The organism is Enterobacter cloacae complex sp. I2 (genome assembly GCF_014896205.1).
In the GTDB taxonomy this organism is placed as follows: Bacteria; Pseudomonadota; Gammaproteobacteria; order Enterobacterales; family Enterobacteriaceae; genus Enterobacter; species Enterobacter quasihormaechei.
Genome location: NZ_JADBRA010000017.1, coordinates 61,556 through 78,872, shown reverse-complemented (window position 1 = coordinate 78,872; position 17,317 = coordinate 61,556). Strand labels below are relative to the sequence as shown.

General features: G+C 48.1%; 22 protein-coding genes, 1 tRNA gene and 4 pseudogenes. 19 read left to right on the top strand and 8 right to left on the bottom strand.

What is annotated here, in order from left to right:
- Nucleotides 1-73 precede the first annotated feature (73 nt).
- The 5 genes from IM300_RS15770 to IM300_RS15755 all read left to right on the top strand — a co-directional run bounded on the left by IM300_RS15770 (nt 74) and on the right by IM300_RS15755 (nt 3,369).
- A complete protein-coding gene (locus IM300_RS15770) occupies nt 74-1,684 on the top strand; it encodes an SgrR family transcriptional regulator (RefSeq protein WP_193037267.1) in 1,611 nt (536 codons plus the stop codon).
- Between the two features lie 334 nt (nt 1,685-2,018).
- A tRNA-Thr gene (locus tag IM300_RS15765) sits at nt 2,019-2,094 on the top strand.
- A 155-nt stretch (nt 2,095-2,249) separates the two neighbouring features.
- A complete protein-coding gene (locus IM300_RS15760; protein WP_370552244.1) occupies nt 2,250-2,927 on the top strand; it encodes a type II CAAX prenyl endopeptidase Rce1 family protein in 678 nt (225 codons plus the stop codon).
- Nucleotides 2,921-3,079, top strand: a complete 159-nt coding sequence (locus IM300_RS22855; protein WP_370552243.1) for a type II CAAX prenyl endopeptidase Rce1 family protein — start codon at nt 2,921-2,923, stop codon at nt 3,077-3,079. Before IM300_RS15760 ends, IM300_RS22855 begins: the two co-directional genes overlap by 7 nt.
- A gap of 119 nt (nt 3,080-3,198) precedes the next feature.
- Nucleotides 3,199-3,369 carry a hypothetical protein gene (locus IM300_RS15755; protein WP_193037266.1) on the top strand — a complete coding sequence of 57 codons (171 nt, stop codon included), beginning with the start codon at nt 3,199-3,201 and terminating at the stop codon, nt 3,367-3,369.
- A gap of 50 nt (nt 3,370-3,419) precedes the next feature.
- Here IM300_RS15755 and IM300_RS15750 read toward each other — a convergent pair whose 3' ends face one another.
- Nucleotides 3,420-3,929 (bottom strand): phenolic acid decarboxylase, encoded by a 510-nt coding sequence (locus IM300_RS15750; protein WP_193037265.1) that lies wholly within the window; start codon nt 3,927-3,929, stop codon nt 3,420-3,422.
- 671 nt (nt 3,930-4,600) lie between these two features.
- On the opposite strand from IM300_RS15750, the gene IM300_RS15745 reads away from it, so the two are divergent.
- Together IM300_RS15745 and IM300_RS15740 are read left to right on the top strand one after the other, a co-directional pair.
- Nucleotides 4,601-4,804: a hypothetical protein gene (locus IM300_RS15745; protein WP_193037264.1), complete on the top strand. Its 204-nt coding sequence runs from the start codon at nt 4,601-4,603 to the stop codon at nt 4,802-4,804.
- The gene (locus tag IM300_RS15740; RefSeq protein ID WP_193037263.1) at nt 4,801-5,385 is read left to right on the top strand and encodes a phage baseplate assembly protein V; all 585 of its coding nucleotides are present in this window, start codon (nt 4,801-4,803) and stop codon (nt 5,383-5,385) included. Before IM300_RS15745 ends, IM300_RS15740 begins: the two co-directional genes overlap by 4 nt.
- Here IM300_RS15740 and IM300_RS15735 read toward each other — a convergent pair.
- Nucleotides 5,315-5,764, bottom strand: coding sequence for a helix-turn-helix transcriptional regulator (locus IM300_RS15735; protein WP_226842317.1), 450 nt, complete (start codon nt 5,762-5,764; stop codon nt 5,315-5,317). The two genes, IM300_RS15740 and IM300_RS15735, sit on opposite strands and share 71 nt — an antisense overlap.
- Nucleotides 5,765-5,950: 186 nt before the next feature.
- Here IM300_RS15735 and IM300_RS22850 point away from each other — a divergent pair, with 186 nt between their 5' ends.
- The 6 genes and pseudogenes from IM300_RS22850 (at nt 5,951) to IM300_RS15705 (ending at nt 8,840) form a co-directional block, all read left to right on the top strand.
- On the top strand, nt 5,951-6,097 hold the full coding sequence (locus tag IM300_RS22850; RefSeq protein WP_193037260.1) for a hypothetical protein: 147 nt from the start codon (nt 5,951-5,953) through the stop codon (nt 6,095-6,097).
- 235 nt (nt 6,098-6,332) lie between these two features.
- A complete protein-coding gene (locus IM300_RS15725) occupies nt 6,333-6,527 on the top strand; it encodes a hypothetical protein (RefSeq protein WP_193037258.1) in 195 nt (64 codons plus the stop codon).
- Nucleotides 6,528-6,704: 177 nt separating this feature from the next.
- Nucleotides 6,705-6,977 (top strand): annotated as a pseudogene (locus IM300_RS15720) (baseplate J/gp47 family protein); the annotation flags it as partial.
- Between the two features lie 106 nt (nt 6,978-7,083).
- Nucleotides 7,084-7,353, top strand: a complete 270-nt coding sequence (locus IM300_RS15715; RefSeq protein WP_193037256.1) for a hypothetical protein — start codon at nt 7,084-7,086, stop codon at nt 7,351-7,353.
- Nucleotides 7,350-7,610: a hypothetical protein gene (locus tag IM300_RS15710; protein ID WP_193037254.1), complete on the top strand. Its 261-nt coding sequence runs from the start codon at nt 7,350-7,352 to the stop codon at nt 7,608-7,610. Before IM300_RS15715 ends, IM300_RS15710 begins: the two co-directional genes overlap by 4 nt.
- A gap of 762 nt (nt 7,611-8,372) precedes the next feature.
- Entirely contained in the window at nt 8,373-8,840 is a 468-nt protein-coding gene (locus IM300_RS15705; protein ID WP_193037252.1) for a DUF3237 family protein, read from the top strand.
- A 103-nt stretch (nt 8,841-8,943) separates the two neighbouring features.
- Here IM300_RS15705 and IM300_RS15700 read toward each other — a convergent pair.
- Nucleotides 8,944-9,600 (bottom strand): annotated as a pseudogene (locus tag IM300_RS15700) (IS6 family transposase).
- 268 nt (nt 9,601-9,868) lie between these two features.
- On the opposite strand from IM300_RS15700, the gene IM300_RS15695 reads away from it, so the two are divergent.
- From IM300_RS15695 to IM300_RS15670, 6 genes and pseudogenes are all read left to right on the top strand, one after another.
- Entirely contained in the window at nt 9,869-10,135 is a 267-nt protein-coding gene (locus IM300_RS15695; RefSeq protein WP_193037250.1) for a DUF1778 domain-containing protein, read from the top strand.
- Nucleotides 10,123-10,608 (top strand): GNAT family N-acetyltransferase, encoded by a 486-nt coding sequence (locus IM300_RS15690; protein WP_193037248.1) that lies wholly within the window; start codon nt 10,123-10,125, stop codon nt 10,606-10,608. Before IM300_RS15695 ends, IM300_RS15690 begins: the two co-directional genes overlap by 13 nt.
- Before the next feature lie 225 nt (nt 10,609-10,833).
- A pseudogene (locus tag IM300_RS15685) lies at nt 10,834-11,019 on the top strand (helix-turn-helix domain-containing protein); the annotation flags it as partial.
- Nucleotides 11,020-11,244: 225 nt separating this feature from the next.
- Nucleotides 11,245-12,312 carry a ParA family protein gene (locus IM300_RS15680; protein ID WP_193037246.1) on the top strand — a complete coding sequence of 356 codons (1,068 nt, stop codon included), beginning with the start codon at nt 11,245-11,247 and terminating at the stop codon, nt 12,310-12,312.
- 2 nt (nt 12,313-12,314) lie between these two features.
- Nucleotides 12,315-12,974, top strand: a complete 660-nt coding sequence (locus IM300_RS15675) for a hypothetical protein (RefSeq protein ID WP_193037244.1) — start codon at nt 12,315-12,317, stop codon at nt 12,972-12,974.
- 157 nt (nt 12,975-13,131) lie between these two features.
- A pseudogene (locus IM300_RS15670) lies at nt 13,132-13,530 on the top strand (integrase); the annotation flags it as partial.
- A 13-nt stretch (nt 13,531-13,543) separates the two neighbouring features.
- Here IM300_RS15670 and relB read toward each other — a convergent pair.
- From relB to IM300_RS22840, 5 genes are all read right to left on the bottom strand, one after another.
- The gene (relB, locus tag IM300_RS15665) at nt 13,544-13,783 is read right to left on the bottom strand and encodes a type II toxin-antitoxin system antitoxin RelB (protein WP_193037243.1); all 240 of its coding nucleotides are present in this window, start codon (nt 13,781-13,783) and stop codon (nt 13,544-13,546) included.
- A gap of 451 nt (nt 13,784-14,234) precedes the next feature.
- Nucleotides 14,235-14,702 (bottom strand): DUF2913 family protein, encoded by a 468-nt coding sequence (locus IM300_RS15660; protein ID WP_226842325.1) that lies wholly within the window; start codon nt 14,700-14,702, stop codon nt 14,235-14,237.
- Between the two features lie 160 nt (nt 14,703-14,862).
- The gene (locus tag IM300_RS22845) at nt 14,863-15,321 is read right to left on the bottom strand and encodes an HNH endonuclease (protein ID WP_370552242.1); all 459 of its coding nucleotides are present in this window, start codon (nt 15,319-15,321) and stop codon (nt 14,863-14,865) included.
- An 883-nt stretch (nt 15,322-16,204) separates the two neighbouring features.
- Nucleotides 16,205-17,236 carry a plasmid replication initiator RepA gene (repA, locus tag IM300_RS15650; RefSeq protein ID WP_370552241.1) on the bottom strand — a complete coding sequence of 344 codons (1,032 nt, stop codon included), beginning with the start codon at nt 17,234-17,236 and terminating at the stop codon, nt 16,205-16,207.
- On the bottom strand, nt 17,229-17,306 hold the full coding sequence (locus tag IM300_RS22840; RefSeq protein WP_226842323.1) for a hypothetical protein: 78 nt from the start codon (nt 17,304-17,306) through the stop codon (nt 17,229-17,231). The genes repA and IM300_RS22840 overlap by 8 nt, the downstream gene beginning before the upstream one ends.
- Nucleotides 17,307-17,317: the final 11 nt, after the last annotated feature.

Here is a 17,317-nt window from a genome sequence, read left to right as displayed (position 1 = left end):
GCTGCAACAGGTTGGAAATCCTCTCCTTTTTATTCATCGCATTTACCAGCCCCTCTGATATGGAGAACGTTGCATGACTTATCGCCTCTCCCCGCATGAAAAGCGGTTGCTGACCCGTTACCAACGACTGCTGATGCGCTGGCGTACGGCTCCTGTACAGGTCTCAATGGGTGAAATTGCCGAGGTGCTTTACTGTACGTCGCGCTATGCCCGGTCATTGCTACGGGACATGCAGCAGGCTGGCTGGCTCTGCTGGACAGCCCGGCCGGGCCGTGGCGCAGGTGGAGTGCTTCAATGCCGCGTGGATGCGGCAGCCCTGCAAACGTTGCTTGACGGCAAGTATGCTATCCAGACCGAAAGTACCGAGGCGCCCGCTCCGGCCGTCAAGGAAGAGGCCAGAGATGGTGAATGCTTTAGCCTGCGTTTTTATCGCCCGCTGATGAAGGTGACACCTTCACTCTATACCGGTTGGCCGGAACGGCATCTGATACAGATGGTACACGTCGGGCTGATGCGCTTCTTGCCGGGCAGCGTCGATCCTGTGCCTGGGCTGGCACACACCGCTGAAGTCAGTCCTGACGGGCTGACATGGACATTTTATCTGCGCCGTGGATTATTCTGGCATAACGGTGAGCCACTCATGCCGGAGCAGCTTTTGCCAGCCCTGCAGCGACATGCCGGTGGCCCGGGGCTACCGCATGTGGTGCAAGTCAAGTTGTCAGACTATGTCCTGCAAATGATGTTGAAGACCCCCGACGCGTTACTGCCGCATCGGCTGGCGCATCCCGCTTACGCCCTTTCACATCCGGAGAACCAGACTGTGGGGCTGGGTCCATACCGGGTATGTAAACATGCAGCATCGGTTTTGGTATTACAACGTTCTGCATTCTGGTATGGGGAGCAGCCTCAGACGACCGAGGTAAGGTTCATGGTCCAGCAACGGCCCGCGCCTGACTGGTCGATAATTACGCTGGAAAACGCTCGCGCTTACGAAACATCACCGCATGTCACCACTCAGGCCGGAGAGGGAGGATTCACTTTCCTCACTTTTAATACGACCCGGACTTCAATGTCACAGGCACAGCAGGACGTGGTGCGGCGCATCGTTCAAAGCCTTTTGCCAGGGGTAATAGATAAAGTGCCCACCATAGCTGAACTTCCTGAATGGCTGCGTGTGAACGAGGCAGAGGTGGAATCTGCAAAATTACCGCCCGAACTGAATATCGTTTATTGTCTGATGCCCGAGACTACCGCACTGGTTGAGCAGCTAAAAAAGAGCCTGCAGTGGCGGGGATGCCATCTTAACATCACGACCCGGGCGGCAAGCCACTGGCTACTTCCTTCTGAGGAGTGGGCATCGTTCGATTTTTGTATTGGCTTTCAGCCGCTATTTAAGCGCCAGGCCGCGATGCTTGAAGAACATTTTCGGCACTGCCCGATGTTTCATCTGTATTGGGGCAAAAAGAGCTGTAGAAGAGGGCAGTCAATGCTTATAAGGGCTGTAAAGGGGACCAGGCAGCAGCACACTCGACGAATCTGGCGCTTATTTAACTTATTGCTGCAAACCAGGCTGATAACACCGCTATATATACAACGCTGGCAGTTGCATGTACCAGCAGGCACCCGAGGGGTGGAAACGTGCGAACTGGGGTGGCCTGATTTCACGTACTTATGGATGGCTTAATTCTATAGAGCACTTTCAGAACAATAATAAATATTGCTAGTATAGGTTTTCCATTTGTTTTAAAAAAAGGCCAGACATTTGTATGGCCTTTTCTTTATTAACTGACCTGCTCCCCGTTGTTTTTCATCATGAAACCTTACTATTGAAAGGATTATTTCACTTATGTATCCTCTTGCTCACGGCTTGTAGCTCAGTTGATTAGAACGTGCGACTCATAATTGCCCGGTAGCTGGTTCTAGTCCAACAAGTGTTACCAAACTGCATTAATTCATCGGGAGGGGGGGACAACCTTTGTAGTGTAAAATACGGGGCGAGGCTTCGGCGGCAAAGCATTGCCGACTTAGCTCAGTAGGTAGAGCAACTGACTTGTAATCAGTAGGTCAGCAGTTCGATTCCGGTAGTCGACACCAGAATTATATGCAGTGAATCCTCCTATACAGAGGGGCGGCAAGTTGTTTTTATCAGCCCTCACGTCGCGGGGTGGGGTACTGCGTTATCTCACCGATAGGCATTCGGCACTGCGTTCCTTCAGATAGGTAGTGTATACCAGTAATTAAGGATGTTTATGTGGTATCTCCTTGCAACTTCTCTTACTGCACTCTCTTTCAACCGATATCTGGCTTACTGCATTCTTAGCCTCACGTCATTTATTGGCTGGGGGGTGAATATGCTGGAATTTCCCGCACTCATTGTCATTGCGGCGATTGTAGTATGCGGCGTGTTAGTCGAATTCAAGCACAAACATCCACCGAAAACGAGATACTGGCTTGAGGGTTTATACTTGTTCATCGCTCTGTCTTTAGTATTGCACCTGCTACCAGGTTTCAATAATACTAAAGTACTGGACGCTATCACCATTGAACCACTCAGTATTCCATTCAGTATGCATTTTAATTTTGATAAAGCGTTAGTTCCTTTTGTCCTGCTGACGGGGATGTCTACGCTGTTTGTATCAAAACCGTTGTTTAAAGCGGGAGCGACCAGGTGGGGGTTATTAGTTCTTTCAGTTCCTGCTTTATTGACGATCGCGGTTGCGCTGGGTGTTTTAAAAGTAGAACCTCACGCCCCTCAATGGTTTGCGCAATTTGCACTTGCTAACGTTTTCTTTGTCTCACTTGCGGAAGAAGCGCTTTTCCGCGGATACCTGCAGCAACGCTTGTCTCAAATTTGTCACCCCCTCGCAGCGTTGCTTATAGCTTCCCTGGTGTTTGGTTTAATGCATGATGCTGGGGGGCATTGTTAATCATTTTTGCAACACTGGCAGGCGTAATATATGGTCTGGCATGGATGTGGAGCGGCAAACTTTGGGTTGCTACACTATTTCATTTTAGCTTTAATCGCGTGCATTTACTGATTTTCACCTATCCCGTACTTAATGCTAAAGCTATTGTCTAGAAAATCAGAATAGCAACATTTTGTTTTAGCTGCGTTAAACAGTTTTAGGATGTGACTATTGTGTTAGGGGGCTAAAAATGTGCTATAGATCACATTCCTCCTTTTTGTGGAATGTGGCTATGACAATAAAACTCGAAAAAGATTACATTGCAGGTGCAGTTCTATCTGAAATCGTGAGACAGCATCCAGAGATCCGGCTAAGCCCTGATTTTGTGAATGTTGTTCTGGCTGCAGCAGATGAAATCTGTAACATTTTTGCCAGAGAGACTATCTTGAAAAATAAAAATTAAAGAGACGAAGGCTGCGAAGATGCAGCCTTTTTTACTGAAGGTATCAAGATTTAATTTTTCAAGTTTGCCGGAAAATTAGAAGGGAGTTGGTCAGGAGGGCAATCAATTACTGATTCATTGTTAATCCCGCTATCGTTAACAAACGTGATCGTCGCAAATTCATCAATGACTTCTGTTGGGTAGGCTGGACCTGCGCTCCGGTATTCTTCCATTTTGTCGAGATGGTCGTTCTGGAAGTACACTGTTTTTTCAGGATTGTTCATTACCCAGCGCGGGAAGAAGATTGTTCCGTGGAAAAGCTTGTCTCCAAGATTCGCAATCAGACTGACGTCTGTACCGGTTGGTTCTGTCCACGAAACTTTATAAATATCCTTACCGACGCGAACGATGTAGACATGTTGGTCTTTAACCCAACGGCCGCCAACCATACCGCTATGGATTCGGTAATCTACGGTGTTTTCATTTTTGATGTAGAGCTCATAGTTCCAGCCGTTATCGTATGTATAAACGAGATGCTTTCCTGTGAAACCAGACAGATCTTCTTTGTTAAAGTCGGTCATATCACAACTCCTGAACACTTAGATAATTAATCCCGGAATGGGAAGTAATAGTATAGAAGTGTTATTCAAGTCATATTGTTTAAGTGTGTAAGAGCGTGTGAATCGTAATCTAAATAAATTTTGTGAAGCATGCCATACGAGAAAGGCACTTTCATTGTGAGGTGGTATAAAAACTTAAATAATTGTTTTTATTGTAGCTATTATGCTTACTCTAAATTTCCTCCTAAAATATAGATTATTTGGGTAAAGTTGATTGGCATCAATTAGTTCATTTTGAGAGGGTTATGATAGACCCCTTAACTGGAACTACGGGTATTACAACTGGAACTGCTGGTATGACCATTACTACCTTTTCACGGAAGCTACGCCCGCGGTAATGTTGTGCTCGCCAGGCGGTACGGCGCTTTATATTCTGTCTGTTGACGAGCATGAACTCTGAAAACAAATTATATTTACAATAATTTCGTTTATTGGCGGTATGTACTGTTCAGGAACGGCAGCGGACATCATCGCCGCCCTGATTAACACGGCGCTTCATAAACTCACGCCGCCGGTGACCATCACGGTTTTCGTCCGCGGGTGTGGATCTGGTTGAGCAGTTGCGTGCTCAGCGAACCTCGGCATACCTTACATGCTGGTCACTGGTACCTGACGGAGAATGGGTTACTGCCATGACGCAGCTCAGCAAGGTGATGGACACCTTCGGGCTGAACGGTCAGCAGACGCACCAGACCGTTTCCCTAACGCTGCAGTATTACGGTGCCACGCGTGTCGGCGTCGCGAAAGATCTGTTCGCGCTGAAAACCACCTCAAAAAGCGAAAAAATCAGTTCAGCCTATGACGGGATGAAGAATTCTCTGGGGGATTATCTGTGAGCATGGATTGCACGCTGGCTAAGATGTGGCGGCGAATGAACAACATGATCCGTCGCGATACCGTCTACAGCGTGCAGCTGAAGCCGCTACGCGTGCCCGTTCTGTTCGGTACGGACCCGGTAAAAAACTTGGATAACGTTTCAGCCGGGCTTCCATGGTACACCCGCGCCGATGCCGGCGTGCAGGAGTGGAGTGTGTCGGCGGTGGGCTGCGCTGAGCGAAGGGGGGATTTACGAAACGGCGTGGCGCTAATCGGTATGATTACCGATGACCAGACCCCGGTGGGGGAAAGCAGCGACGTCTACGTTACGCACTACGGGAATCGAGCAAGCGTAATCTGCAACACGGCGGCCAATACGATGGCCGTCAGCCTGTCCGACAGCTGCCCCCTGACGGTGGCCTTTCCGGGTGGAGCAACCCTGAAAGACGATCTGAAGGTGGAGGGCAATATAAACGCTACGGGCGACGTGGCGGACAAAACCGGCACGCTGCAGTCGGTCCGGGACACCTTCAACGAACACGATCACCCGGAGAACGGTGACGGAGGGGGGACGACGAATCTGCCGAATCAGAAAATATAATAACGGCTGAATGTATTTTTCTGAAATTGCTCGGTGGAATGCCGTATCTAACGGTAAATCGCTTCGTCAATTCGTTTAAATGCTGATACCCAAAATTCATAGCTATCTCTGTGATTTTTTTGCTGGTATGAATGAGTTCATATTCAATTTTTTCCATGCGCAAATCATTAATATATTGCTGAAGGCTTTTTCCTGTGTGCTGTCTGAATATCCTGTGCATATAAAATCGGGAATAACCGCTCAGCTCGCAAATTTCGCGCGCAGTTACTTTTTTATGACCAATGTTGTCTGCGATATATTTTTTTAAATCCTCAACAACGCTGATGTGTATTTTTTCTGATGAATTAACCATGTCTCCTCCTGCGTAAATCATACTCATCTCATCTCTTTCAGAAAGTCGATAAGTTTTATGTTGTGTTACTGAAAGCTTCGCTTGTTGAAATCAGGAGCGATTTTTTCCATTTTTGTTGAATGTTTGTGATAGATGTTTAAGGAGACTCGCTATTAAAGGTGTTAACCGAAATACCGGCGCAGTACGTCCGGTACATTGCACATTCGCCAGTCCGTGCAAGATAGTCTTTCCACGCCCACCGGCACGCGGGTGATGTTGCCGGAATACGGCAGCGATTTACTCACCCTTGTTGATTTCCCCGACGACAGGCTGACCCAGATCAAACTGGTCATGGCTACCGCCGTCGCGCTGGAGAAATAGTAGCCATGCATCACCGTGCTGCCGGTATTCGCCAGCCGGACTGGTGCGGGGCGGTTCGCGATTGACCTGACGGCCACCGATACCAAAACGCAGAAACTTATTCGCTTGGAGGGGCTGACGGTTTGAACACGATTGATCTGAGCCATCTGCCACCACCGGCAGTGCTGGAAATGCCGTTGTTTAAGGAGCTGAGGCGCTGGACAGTACGTTTAACGCACTGCAGGAAAGCGATCCGGTGATAAAGCTGCTAGAAATTCTGATTTACCGGGAAATGGTCAACATTGCCCGGTTTAACAGCGGCGTGCTGGCCACGCTTCTGGTCTACGCGAAAGGGGCTGATCTTGACCGACTGGGTGCCAACTATGATGTGGTCCGCCAGGTAGTAACGCCGGCCCACCATCCCGCCGACGGTTACGGTGCTGGAGGATGACGACAGTTACCGCCAGCGTATGCCCGTAATACTACCGGGTCGCGCGAGGCGTATGAGTATTATGCCCGCGACGTGGGCAGTGTGGTCCTCGATGCCCGCGCCTATGGTCCGTCGGACACCGAGCCGGGCTATGTGGACGTCTATATGCTGTCCGCTTAAGACGACGGTACGCCGTCGGTTGAGCTGCTGGCTGCCACTAATGAGGCTCTGAGCCCGGAGGATGTTCGCCCTCTGACGGATTATGTCACAGTAAAGGCGCCCAAGATGGTCAGCTACAGCGTCGACGCTACGCTGGTTATCAGCACCGGCCCGGACACTGAGGCGGTGGTGGCTGCGGCGAAAGAGGCGCTGGAAACCTATAACACAAGCGTACAAACCATCGAGACGGATTTTTTCATAGCCGGTAGATGCGCTGGCACAGGTTCTGAACCTGACGCTGCCGCGTGGTGAAAAAGGGACTGACGGAAAAGTCGGTGAAAACGGAAAGGATGGACCCGGTCCGGCAAACGTGCTGTCGATCGGCACGGTGGAAAAGCTGTCTGAAGGAAGGGATGCGGTGGCAGAAATCACCCGGGAATCGCCCGCGCAGATCCTGAACCTGAGTCTGCCGGCAGGGCCGCAGGGTGAAAAAGGCGAGACGGGACCGGCGAACCAGGTGACGGACGGGGAAGTCACCACGTTTGAGCCGGGCAGTAACGCCACAGTAGAGATTACAGGCGACGCGCCGACACAGGTGTTGAGTCTGGGGATCCCTCAGGGCAAAGTCGGTGAAAAGGGGAAACGGGCGAGGCTGATCCTGCAAATACACTGCCCATCGGAACGGTGACAGAACTTTCTGCAGGCAATGTGCCAACTAGGGAGCTAGAAGGAGACTTGCCGGAGCAGGTGCTGAATTTTGGTTTTCCTAAGGTTGAAAGTGGAGTGCAGATTATTACTGTGACATCAGGCGAAACGCTTGACCCGCTGACGATAGATCCGGGAACTTACTGGCTGGAGCCGGGCGCCACTCTCCACAATGGACCGGCAAGCATGGTTGTGGAAATTTACCTCTGCGCTGTTGATGTAAGGATTGCTGGAAAATAAGTTCGCCTGACCCTTGGGACACATTTCAATGTATCGTCCGGTTATCACCATTGCGCGCAGTGTGAACTTATGACCGACTCCTCCGCGCTCTGGTCATTTACTGGTCCTGTTTCAGGTAACCCCCGGGCTGGAAAAAATTTTACTATCGCAGGCACCACAAATCTTATAGTGCAGACTGTCGGACCAGAACTAGATGCGTTTAAGTTGTTTGTTCTGGTGGAGGCAAAGCTGTAGGGATTGCTGGATGACGAGCAGGACAGGGTGCTGAAGGCGCTGATAGAAAATCAAGTTGGGGACATTGTGCAAGAAAAAAAGCCCTGCCGCGTTGCGGCAGGTTCTCATCAGGCACATTGTCGGGTAACAACATTGATAAGAATTAAAGTCCACCGAAGGAATGGAAACCTGATGGCAATACTTAGACGAGTTTTAATAAAAAGCCCCGCCAGAGGGTACTAACGGGGAAGCTACTAAAGGCTAAGGCCTTATGTTACGCATGACGTCTGGTAGAGTCATACCAGACGGCAAGAATATAGCGGCACAGGTATCAAATAGGTATTTTTAATCTATTAAAAAAATTAACCTTAGTAACACAATGTAATTTTTGTGGTTTCATTGGTGTGAATGTTAATAACTCAATGTAAGAATTAAATATTCCGCAATGTAACCATTTGAAAAGTGCTTTTAATCAGGGGTTTACTCCGAGTGAAAATAACGTTAGTGTTTCATTATTATTCATTAATATTGAAGTTTTAGGAGAGATCTATGAAGCCCGAATTCGAGTTTTCTTTCAGTATCGATATTTTCGTCGATAAGCCGATCATTGTTTCGAACTCTCCTCTGACAGGAAAGCGACAGCTAATACCTATTTTGCATGGAAAAGTTTGCGGAGCACTGACTGGTGAAGTTCTGCAAGGTGGGGTTGATAGTCAGATTATTCAGCCTAATGGAGTGTGCCGACTCTCTGCAAGGTATGCTTTAAGGGTCTTAGAAGGGACTATTTACATCGAAAATAATGGAATACGCAGATTACCAGAAGCTTTCAAACAAAAACTTTTTACTGATGATATGAGCTTTTTCGACCAACTGCCTCAGGAGGATATCTATTTTAAAACTGTGCCTGTATTTGAGGTAGACACACCTGAACTTGAATGGCTGCAGACATCAATTTTCATTTGTTCTGCAAAGCGAACATCTAATGGCGTAAAACTAGATTTTTATCGTGTGATCTAAGGGCCCTGTTGCAAATATGGCGGATGGGAAACTGCTGGCGTCATGACAAAGCTTACATTTCAAAAACTCTGCTTACCAGGCGTATCTCGCCCAGAGGATCACCTTAATAAAACGGTGATGCCTGCCCTTTGCGTATCGCACGCAACACCTCAATATATTTGATTGTGGCGTAAGCCGTCTTCATGGTTTTAAATCCCAGCGTGGCTCTGATTATCCTTTTCAGCTTGCCATGATCGCATTCAATGACGTTATTCCGGTACTTTATTTGTCGGTGTTCAACGTCAGACGGACATCAGCCTTCGCGTTTCAGCTGCGTGAGCGCACGGCCATAGGTGGGCGCTTTATCTGTATTGATGAATCGAGGGATCTGCCACTTTTTCACGTTGTTGAGGATTTTACCCAGAAACTGGTAGGCGGCTTTGCTGTTACGACGTGGGGAGAGATAAAAATCGATGGTGCGGACCCTGTTGTCGACTGCCCGGTACAGATAAGCCCAGTGGCCATTCACCTTCACGTTAGTTTCATCAATGTGCCACGGGTTGAGATCGGAAGGGTTACGCCAGTACCAGCGCAGTCGTTTTTCCATTTCAGGCGCATAACGCTGAACCCATCGGTAAATCGTGGAGTGATCGACATTCACACCACGCTCAGCCAGAATCTCCTGCAGCTCACGGTAGCTACAGTACCAGCGGACTGCCCACAGGATGATGTCACGCTGAAAATGCCGGCCTTTAAATGGGTTCGTGTGCTGCTCTGTCAGCAAAAGGTGACGATAAATTTATCACCTCCGGATTTTTGCAACAGTGCCCCTTCAGGTACCTGCCGTATCTCCTTAACACTTCCAGTGAGTAGTCTGTTCAAATCCGACTAGCATGTTTTCGTCAGTTGATAAGGGGAATGATGCACGAGACTGAATACCTTATGTAACATAACATCGAAACGGGCTTTTAGGTGATGATGTATAGCATTTGCTATACAATTAACTTGTGTTATGCTTGTAAAGCAATTGCTATACAAGGAGCGCACTCATGAAATCAGATGTTCAGCTCAACCTCAGAGCTAAGGAATCGCAAAGAGCGCTTATCGACGCAGCGGCTGAGATCCTTCATAAATCACGTACAGACTTCATTCTGGAAATGGCATGTCAGGCTGCCGAGAATGTGATCCTCGATCGTCGCGTATTCAATTTTAATGATGAGCAGTATGCAGAGTTTATAGATATGCTCGATGCACCTGTTGCGGATGACCCTGCCATCAATAAACTTCTGGCAAGGAAACCTCAGTGGGACGTGTAACAGCACCAGAACCGTTATCCAGCACCCATCAAATGGCTGAGTTCATTAGCGGGGAAGTTGTGCTCGATGACTGGCTTAAACAGAGAGGGTTAAAAAATCAGGCTCTCGGAGCCGCCCGTACGTTCGTTGTCTGTAAAATTGGCACGAAACAGGTTGCTGGTTTTTATTCTCTGGCCACTGGCAGCGTTAACCACGTGGAAGCTACGGGAGGCCTCAGGCGCAATATGCCAGATCCAATTCCCGTAATCATACTTGCTCGCCTGGCAGTCGATATTTCATTCCGTGGGAAAGGACTTGGGGCCGATTTACTGCATGATGCAGTTCTGCGCTGTTACCGTGTAGCTGAGAATATCGGAGTCCGTGCGATCATGGTTCATGCACTGACTGAAGAGGCTAAAAGCTTTTATCTTCACCATGGTTTTAAGGCGTCGCAAACCCAGGAAAGGACTCTGTTCCTCAAATTGCCACAATAGAGCATAAAAGGGGGTAAGGGTTCAGGAAGCAAATAACCAATTGATTTTAAATAATTAAATTATTGCATTTAACATAATCTTTGTTATGCGCACTGGCGGTGTTGTAGCTGAATTGAGATGCCCGTATATGACTAAATAGACATGTCCGCGCTAAAGACTCACCACAGCGATCGCTGATTTCAAAAAGATGAGACTCATTACTGCATACGGAACGGAGTTTTCTCAATGAATGATGTAAATCGACTCAGGATCCTTCAGTACGTTATCGACCGGCGTCTCACTACGAGTCTCGCGGCCAGCCGGTTAGAGATTTCAGACAGACACTGCCGCTGTTTGCTTGAGCGTTACCGCGAACACGGGCCACTTTCGCTGGTTAACCGTCGCCGTGGTCAGCAAGGTAACCGGCAACTGATGCCGGTCTCTCTCTGAACGCACACTGCATATTGGTCATAAATATACTAAGAGCTATCTTAGAAGTAAGCTCAGATCAAAAATCTGCAGTAAGAATAAATTCTTGGAAGTGTTATCACTTTTTTTGACACATGATACAAATTTTAAAAATAATATTTGAAATTCATACTAGGAGTACATTGGAAATGATATATTAAAAGCAAATCAAACCTAGAGGTAGTTAACATGAAAATAATAACGCTTTATAACCATAAGGGTGGCGTTTCAAAAACAACAACAACTTTTAATTTGTGCAATTATATATCAGGTACTGGGAAAAAAGTTTTAATGGTTGACGCTGATCCACAGTGTAATTTAACTGAGATTGCTATGGCTACAATAATTAAACGACTCGATGAGCAATCAGAGAAAGAGAACTTAATCAAAGATTTGCCAGGAAGTAACATCCTTGATGTTCTTAACCAAAGAATAAAAGGTGATTCTGCTTTTATTGATTTAGATAAAGTTGAAGTTTGTCAAGTCGCTGAACATCTTGATTTAATTAGGGGTTCAGTTGATCTATCCTCGATAGAAGATGATTTAGCTGAAGCTCATGTACAAAGAATGAGTAATCGTACAAACCTCATGAGAACATACGTAGCTATAGGTGATTTCTTGGAAAGGATCGCAGCCAAGAATACCTATGATTATGTATTTATTGATGTGGGTCCTAGTTCGGGAGCGCTAACTAGAGCATTTTTCTTGGCATGCGATGGATTCTTTATACCGGTTGCTCCAGACCGGTTTAATGTTCAGGCTATTTCCACACTTAGCCATATCATAGATAGATGGACTAAAGACCATCAACAAGCCATAGAAGCATATAAGGAATTAGGATTCCCAATTCGGGAAGGTAATCCCTCATTTTTGGGATGTATCGTGCAAGCATTCAAAAAATATTCAGGCGTCGCTAAACCTGGCTATCAGATGTGGATGGATCGTATACCAGTTGAAATTGATGAAAAAATTAAACCTTTAATCGGGGATGAAAAGTATCTACCTCAATTAGACGATAAGTCAAAAGAGCATGCAATCATTATTGAAATACCTGATTTCAATCAGTTAGCTCCACTCATGCAGGAGGTTGGCAAAGCCGTATTTAACATTCAACAACAAGATACAGCTTTGATTACTAAAAGTGGAGAGCCATGGAGAGGTAATAACTGGAAAGGGGCTTTAGAACGGATCAACACCTATCGGGGTCTTTTTGAAAAAGCAGCAAATTCAATTTTTGAATTTGAAAGGAGGAATTAATCATGGATGTTTCTTCATATTATGTTGCCTTCATAGATATTTTGGGATTTAAAAACATAGTTGAAGAAGAAAAGCTGAATCATTTTGATAAAGGTCTTCTCAAAAGTCTATATGAATGTCATTTAAGTTGTGAGAGTATCTTTAAGGGTTTTAATATTGATTTAGTACAGTTTTCAGACTCAATTGTTATTAGCAAGGCGTTTTCCAGCGATTCATTTGAGGAGTTTGCTAAGGCCGTCTCGTCATATCAAATTTTGCTTTTGAAAAATGGTTTTTTGTGTCGTGGAGGTATTGCATTAAATAAACATTACAGTCAATCAGGTTTTATTTTTAGCCCGGCATTAATCGAAGCCTATAAAGTTGAAAGTGAAAAGGCTATTTATCCACGAATTGTAATATCCGAGGACCTAATTGACTTTCTCTATCCTTCAAAAGAGATTCCTCAGTTTCTTTGCAAAGAATATGATGGCTTATATTTTATAAATTACATTACAAATGAACTGGATGAGGAAACCCATCAGGTTTTGTTATCAATCATTGATAATTGTATTACTAATAAAAATCCTTCTATAGCTCAAAAAGGGCTTTGGCTAGCCGGTTATTCAGATGTGGTTTACCAGACTCATACATGCCCTTCCCGATTTACTCTTTTTAATGATTGAATAACCTCCAAGGGAGACCTTCTCCCTTTTCAATTTCCCTACTTATTAAAATGTACGTTTGAAAAAGTAGACTTACTACGATACGCTATGACAGTATCATTTCCTTGGATTTTTCACGTAGCACGCCGGACGATTTCCGGCCCAGGCAGGAGCCCTGATGACACTGATGCCTGATGATGAGCCGGAGCTGATCCTGTCGCAAGCGCTCCTTCCGCCCGGTGTGGATTTTCTACCTGCAATTTCCGGTGCCGATGCTCCGGTCAGTCCCGCCCGGGCTTATCTGCTTTCCCTTAATTCCCCCCGCAGTCGGCAAACTATGGCTTCATTTCTCAGCATTGTTGCCGGCATGCTCGGTGCTGTTTCTGTAGATGCCTGCAGCTGGGGCAGCCTGCGTCGCCATCACGTGATGGCCGTGACTGAACTGCTGCGCGACACCGGCCGGGCCACGGCCACTGTAAATACCTATCTTTCAGCACTCAAGGGCGTGGCGAAGGAAGCCTGGATGCTCAGGCTGATGGACGTCGAAAGCTTCCAGCAAGCACGCTCATCAAAATCCAGAAAATACGCCATCAGAGCTCATCCAGCGTTACACGTACTGGCTTAGGATTGCGAAGACGTTCTTTAACTATCTCCACGAGCTCAGCATCTTCATCACTTAGGAGTGTCTGTTTGAACGGCAAGCGTTCATTGTCTGCGATATATTCAAGCATGAGACGAAGTGCTTCAGAGGGAGTAACACCCATTTTTTTAAGCGCAGCATAGGAACGAGCTTTAAGTTCATCGTCAATACGCAAGTTAATGCTACCCATATCTTACTCCTCTTGTAATTACAAATGTCATTACAATTATCGCACTACAACTTACTTAGGGCAAGCCACGAAGAAAGTCATAAAACTAGTTGTAATGAGACTGATCATAGTCCTCTTTGTGTCAGAAGCGGATGTTGCTAACGCCTCAGTATTCTTTGAATCGCCATGGATTTAATAGACACCTCGGAGTCATTTAAGATGACTCAAAGATGGGGGCCCATGAGGGGGTAAACGCTGTACCGTAAAATTGAAGTAGACAAACAGGTTGTTAATCGAGGTCATTCTGTTTCCTGCGTGGCAACACGTCTTTAGATCTCCACCTACAGCCTTTACGCCTGGCTTCAGCAACTGCATTCTCAGTGCTACCAAGATGTTTTAGACGGGACCGCGCCAGCAGCTGACCCGTCTTGTTGCGCAGCTGCGCGCCAGGACTTTATGTCTTCAGTTTTCTTTATCCCTGTCTGGCTATCAGCGTAAACTGGTGGGGCAGACAGGCATCTCCTTCAGGAAGGGCTATCCAGCCACAGCTTTTCAGCAACTCGTTGAGCGCTTCAACCTGCCCGCTGATTCTGGCTGGCACCGGTAATATTTGTTTACCTTCTTCATTGAAGGCGATGTCCAGAGCGCTTTTCAGAAGACAGATGCTGTTCACTGATGCCGAGGTCTGGATTCGGTACCGGCCACTCCAGTCTCTGTCGCTAAGGGTCTGATAGACCCAGGCATGCTCCATCAAAAGTTCCATGGCATAGGTCAGCCGGAACATTTCATTTTGCGCCAGCAGTTCACCGTTGCAGCTGAGCCAGACATAGTTCAGCTTTTGCTTCAGGCGGGCGCGCATACCCAGCGACCGCCCCTGGTTCAGTATCCAGTCGATATCAGTGGCCAGATCACGCGAGAAACGACGCTGCTTTTTGGCCAGCGCAAACTAGCGCGTGATGAAAAGATTTTCCTGCGATTCAGAGCTAATCAGCCCGTCCTGACGGGCCAGCTGCAATGCGACAAGTGCGCACCATGCCAGATGGCCAGTCTTATCCCTGTTTCTCAATTCTTAAGCATCCCTGATAAATGTTAAATGATAACTAGCCGGTAGCACCGGCCCGTTTACTGGCTCCGTCGATTATGCTGCGCAGCGCCTCAACCGACAATAGTCTGGATTCAATCGCTCTGTGCACCATCGCGTGGCAGTTAGGGCACAGAGGAACCAAATTCCTGACCGGATCTATTTTATAGCTCTCGCCCATAATTTTCAGGGGGTTGATGTGGTGGACGTGGATGAAGTCCCTGCCCAGCTCTCCGTAGATTTTTTCAAAATCGAATCCGCAGCCCTTACACATGATGCCTGATACAGGCTTTCCTGGCTTCAGCACTTCTTTCATAAGCATTAACCGTAATAAGCTTCGGGCACCTTCGGTGTACTGCTCTGGGACTGTGAGTTCGTCCAGATAAGCATGGCCAATAGTATCGGCATACCAGACGCGCCCTTCCTTCCGGAGATAGCGTATTTCAATGTGATGTTCGAAACCTTTGATCGCTGCCACGTCAGGATTATCAGGCTTACACGTTTGGTGCATTGACCGGATTCGCGGAAATGCGCCGCAGGCGCATAAAGGCGCCAGCTGAAGCTGAATGTGGCTGTGATGGTTAGTGGCGCCGTAGCCCGGCGTAGCCGGTTGATCTATAGAGGATCGCTATCAACCGCCCCTTCCCTGCTAAGCCTTACCCCGCTAATCGCGATGTAGAAGAATTTATGCGACGTCGGAGTGGTCACGACAAGGCGTAGCCGCAGTCGGGGCGTATCTCCGCGTTAGCGGGCCGTGAGGGCCGCTTACGGGCGTGTACACGAAATCTCCAGCGACACCACTCACAGCCACTCAGGATTCTAGTTACAACATCCATTATTAAAAGCGACGGGGTTCCGGGCCTTTGGCCCGGGCGCGGCCGCTTTTCAGTGGTGAGTCCCGGCTCTGGTGTTGCCGCTGTGCACGGTGAGGTAATCAAAGTCTTTAGTATGTTGTAACTACAGGCATCAGGGATGCCCGACGCGTAGCGGAGGGTACTACTTCCGGTTTTTCCGGACCGGCGCGGACGTGAGTCCGCTGCAAGGGGGTATTATTACGTTGTGCACAGATGTTTCAGGGACAGGTAACTGCCCTGATTTATTTTCAGGGGATTAATAAAGGGGGTTAAGACTGTATTGCGGGTTTCCTGATATACGTTTGTGGATTCTTACCATTATCTGTTTGCGGATTTTTGTGGATATCGTGGCGGCTGGAGAGAAAATGCGACGGCTGAGTAGGATTATGCGGCCGGATATGGCCAGAACTGACGTGAGGGCGGCGCTCGGGGATGAAAATCGCGAACCGGAACCAGCGCCAGAAGCCCCGAAAGGGGCTGGCGAAAGAAATCAGTTTTCAGGTTGTGCTAGTGTGGCGGCGGGGCCGTCAGCGAGAGCTGGAGCTGATACAGGTGATCGACGGCCAGCTTCTGCAGGCGGTCGTCAGAACACCAGTAGAGTTCATCCGCCGGCATGGTTTTACGCAGGAATTCCGCCATCTCGTGAATCCGCTGGTCTTTGGGCAGTCTGGCCAGTCTGTTGGCGCGCTTGCGCGCTGCACCCTTCTCCCGGCGATATCTGAGTGCTTCAAGCGTGCGCTGCGCATACCAGCGCTTTCTCGCCGCATGCACTGAAATCTCCTCATCCTCACAGATAATACCGTCCCGGATAAGCGCACGTCGCTCCTCACACTCCCTGAGTTTGCGGGCCTGCTGCTCAATCAGCTTGTCCATGTCCACGCCCAGAAGCTGCCAGCCCGTAAGAGTGATCCACACATATTTAGGCAGGCGCTTACGGGACTCCTTGTCCCAGGACGTCTGTTCTGAAACACCAAGCACGCCGAAGCGCACTTGCTCGGCAATAAGATTTGAAAGGCGAGATACGGTGACTTCCGTGCCGGCAATGACATTCCCTTTTGCATCCTTTGGGCTGAGTTCTCTGGCCAGCCTGGAGATGCACATTCCGACCGTGTGCTTGCCTGCATCACAGAAGCTGATGAGCACCGGCCACAACGCGTCGAGCAGGCGCTGCTTTTCAGGCCTGAAGGCGTATTTACGCCCCGCCTGCCGCCGCTTCTGGACATAAAACGGATGAAGGGACATATGCATACGCAGGCTGCATTCGCCGGTTTCAGGGTCCTTACGGACAAGACGGTTATAGGCGCGGCCCAGCTGGCCACCGAGCGCCTTATAGCGGGCAGGGCGGAACCAGAGAGGATTTTCACATTTGGGTTTAGTGGAGTGCTTGCCGCGACGGCGACGGGTAAGCTTCTTACCCGCTGGGGTCAGAAACGAGGAAGCTCCGCCATTATCGACATCCTGCCAGAAGCGGATCTGGTCATTGGTCGACAGCTGACTCCAGTGCAGGACAGCACCAGTGTGCTTTTGCTGCTCAGTCACGCCTTCCTGCACTTATGTTGCACGGGAAGAGTAATAGAGACGATTCGGTATCTTGAAAATTCCGAAGCATACACATATACT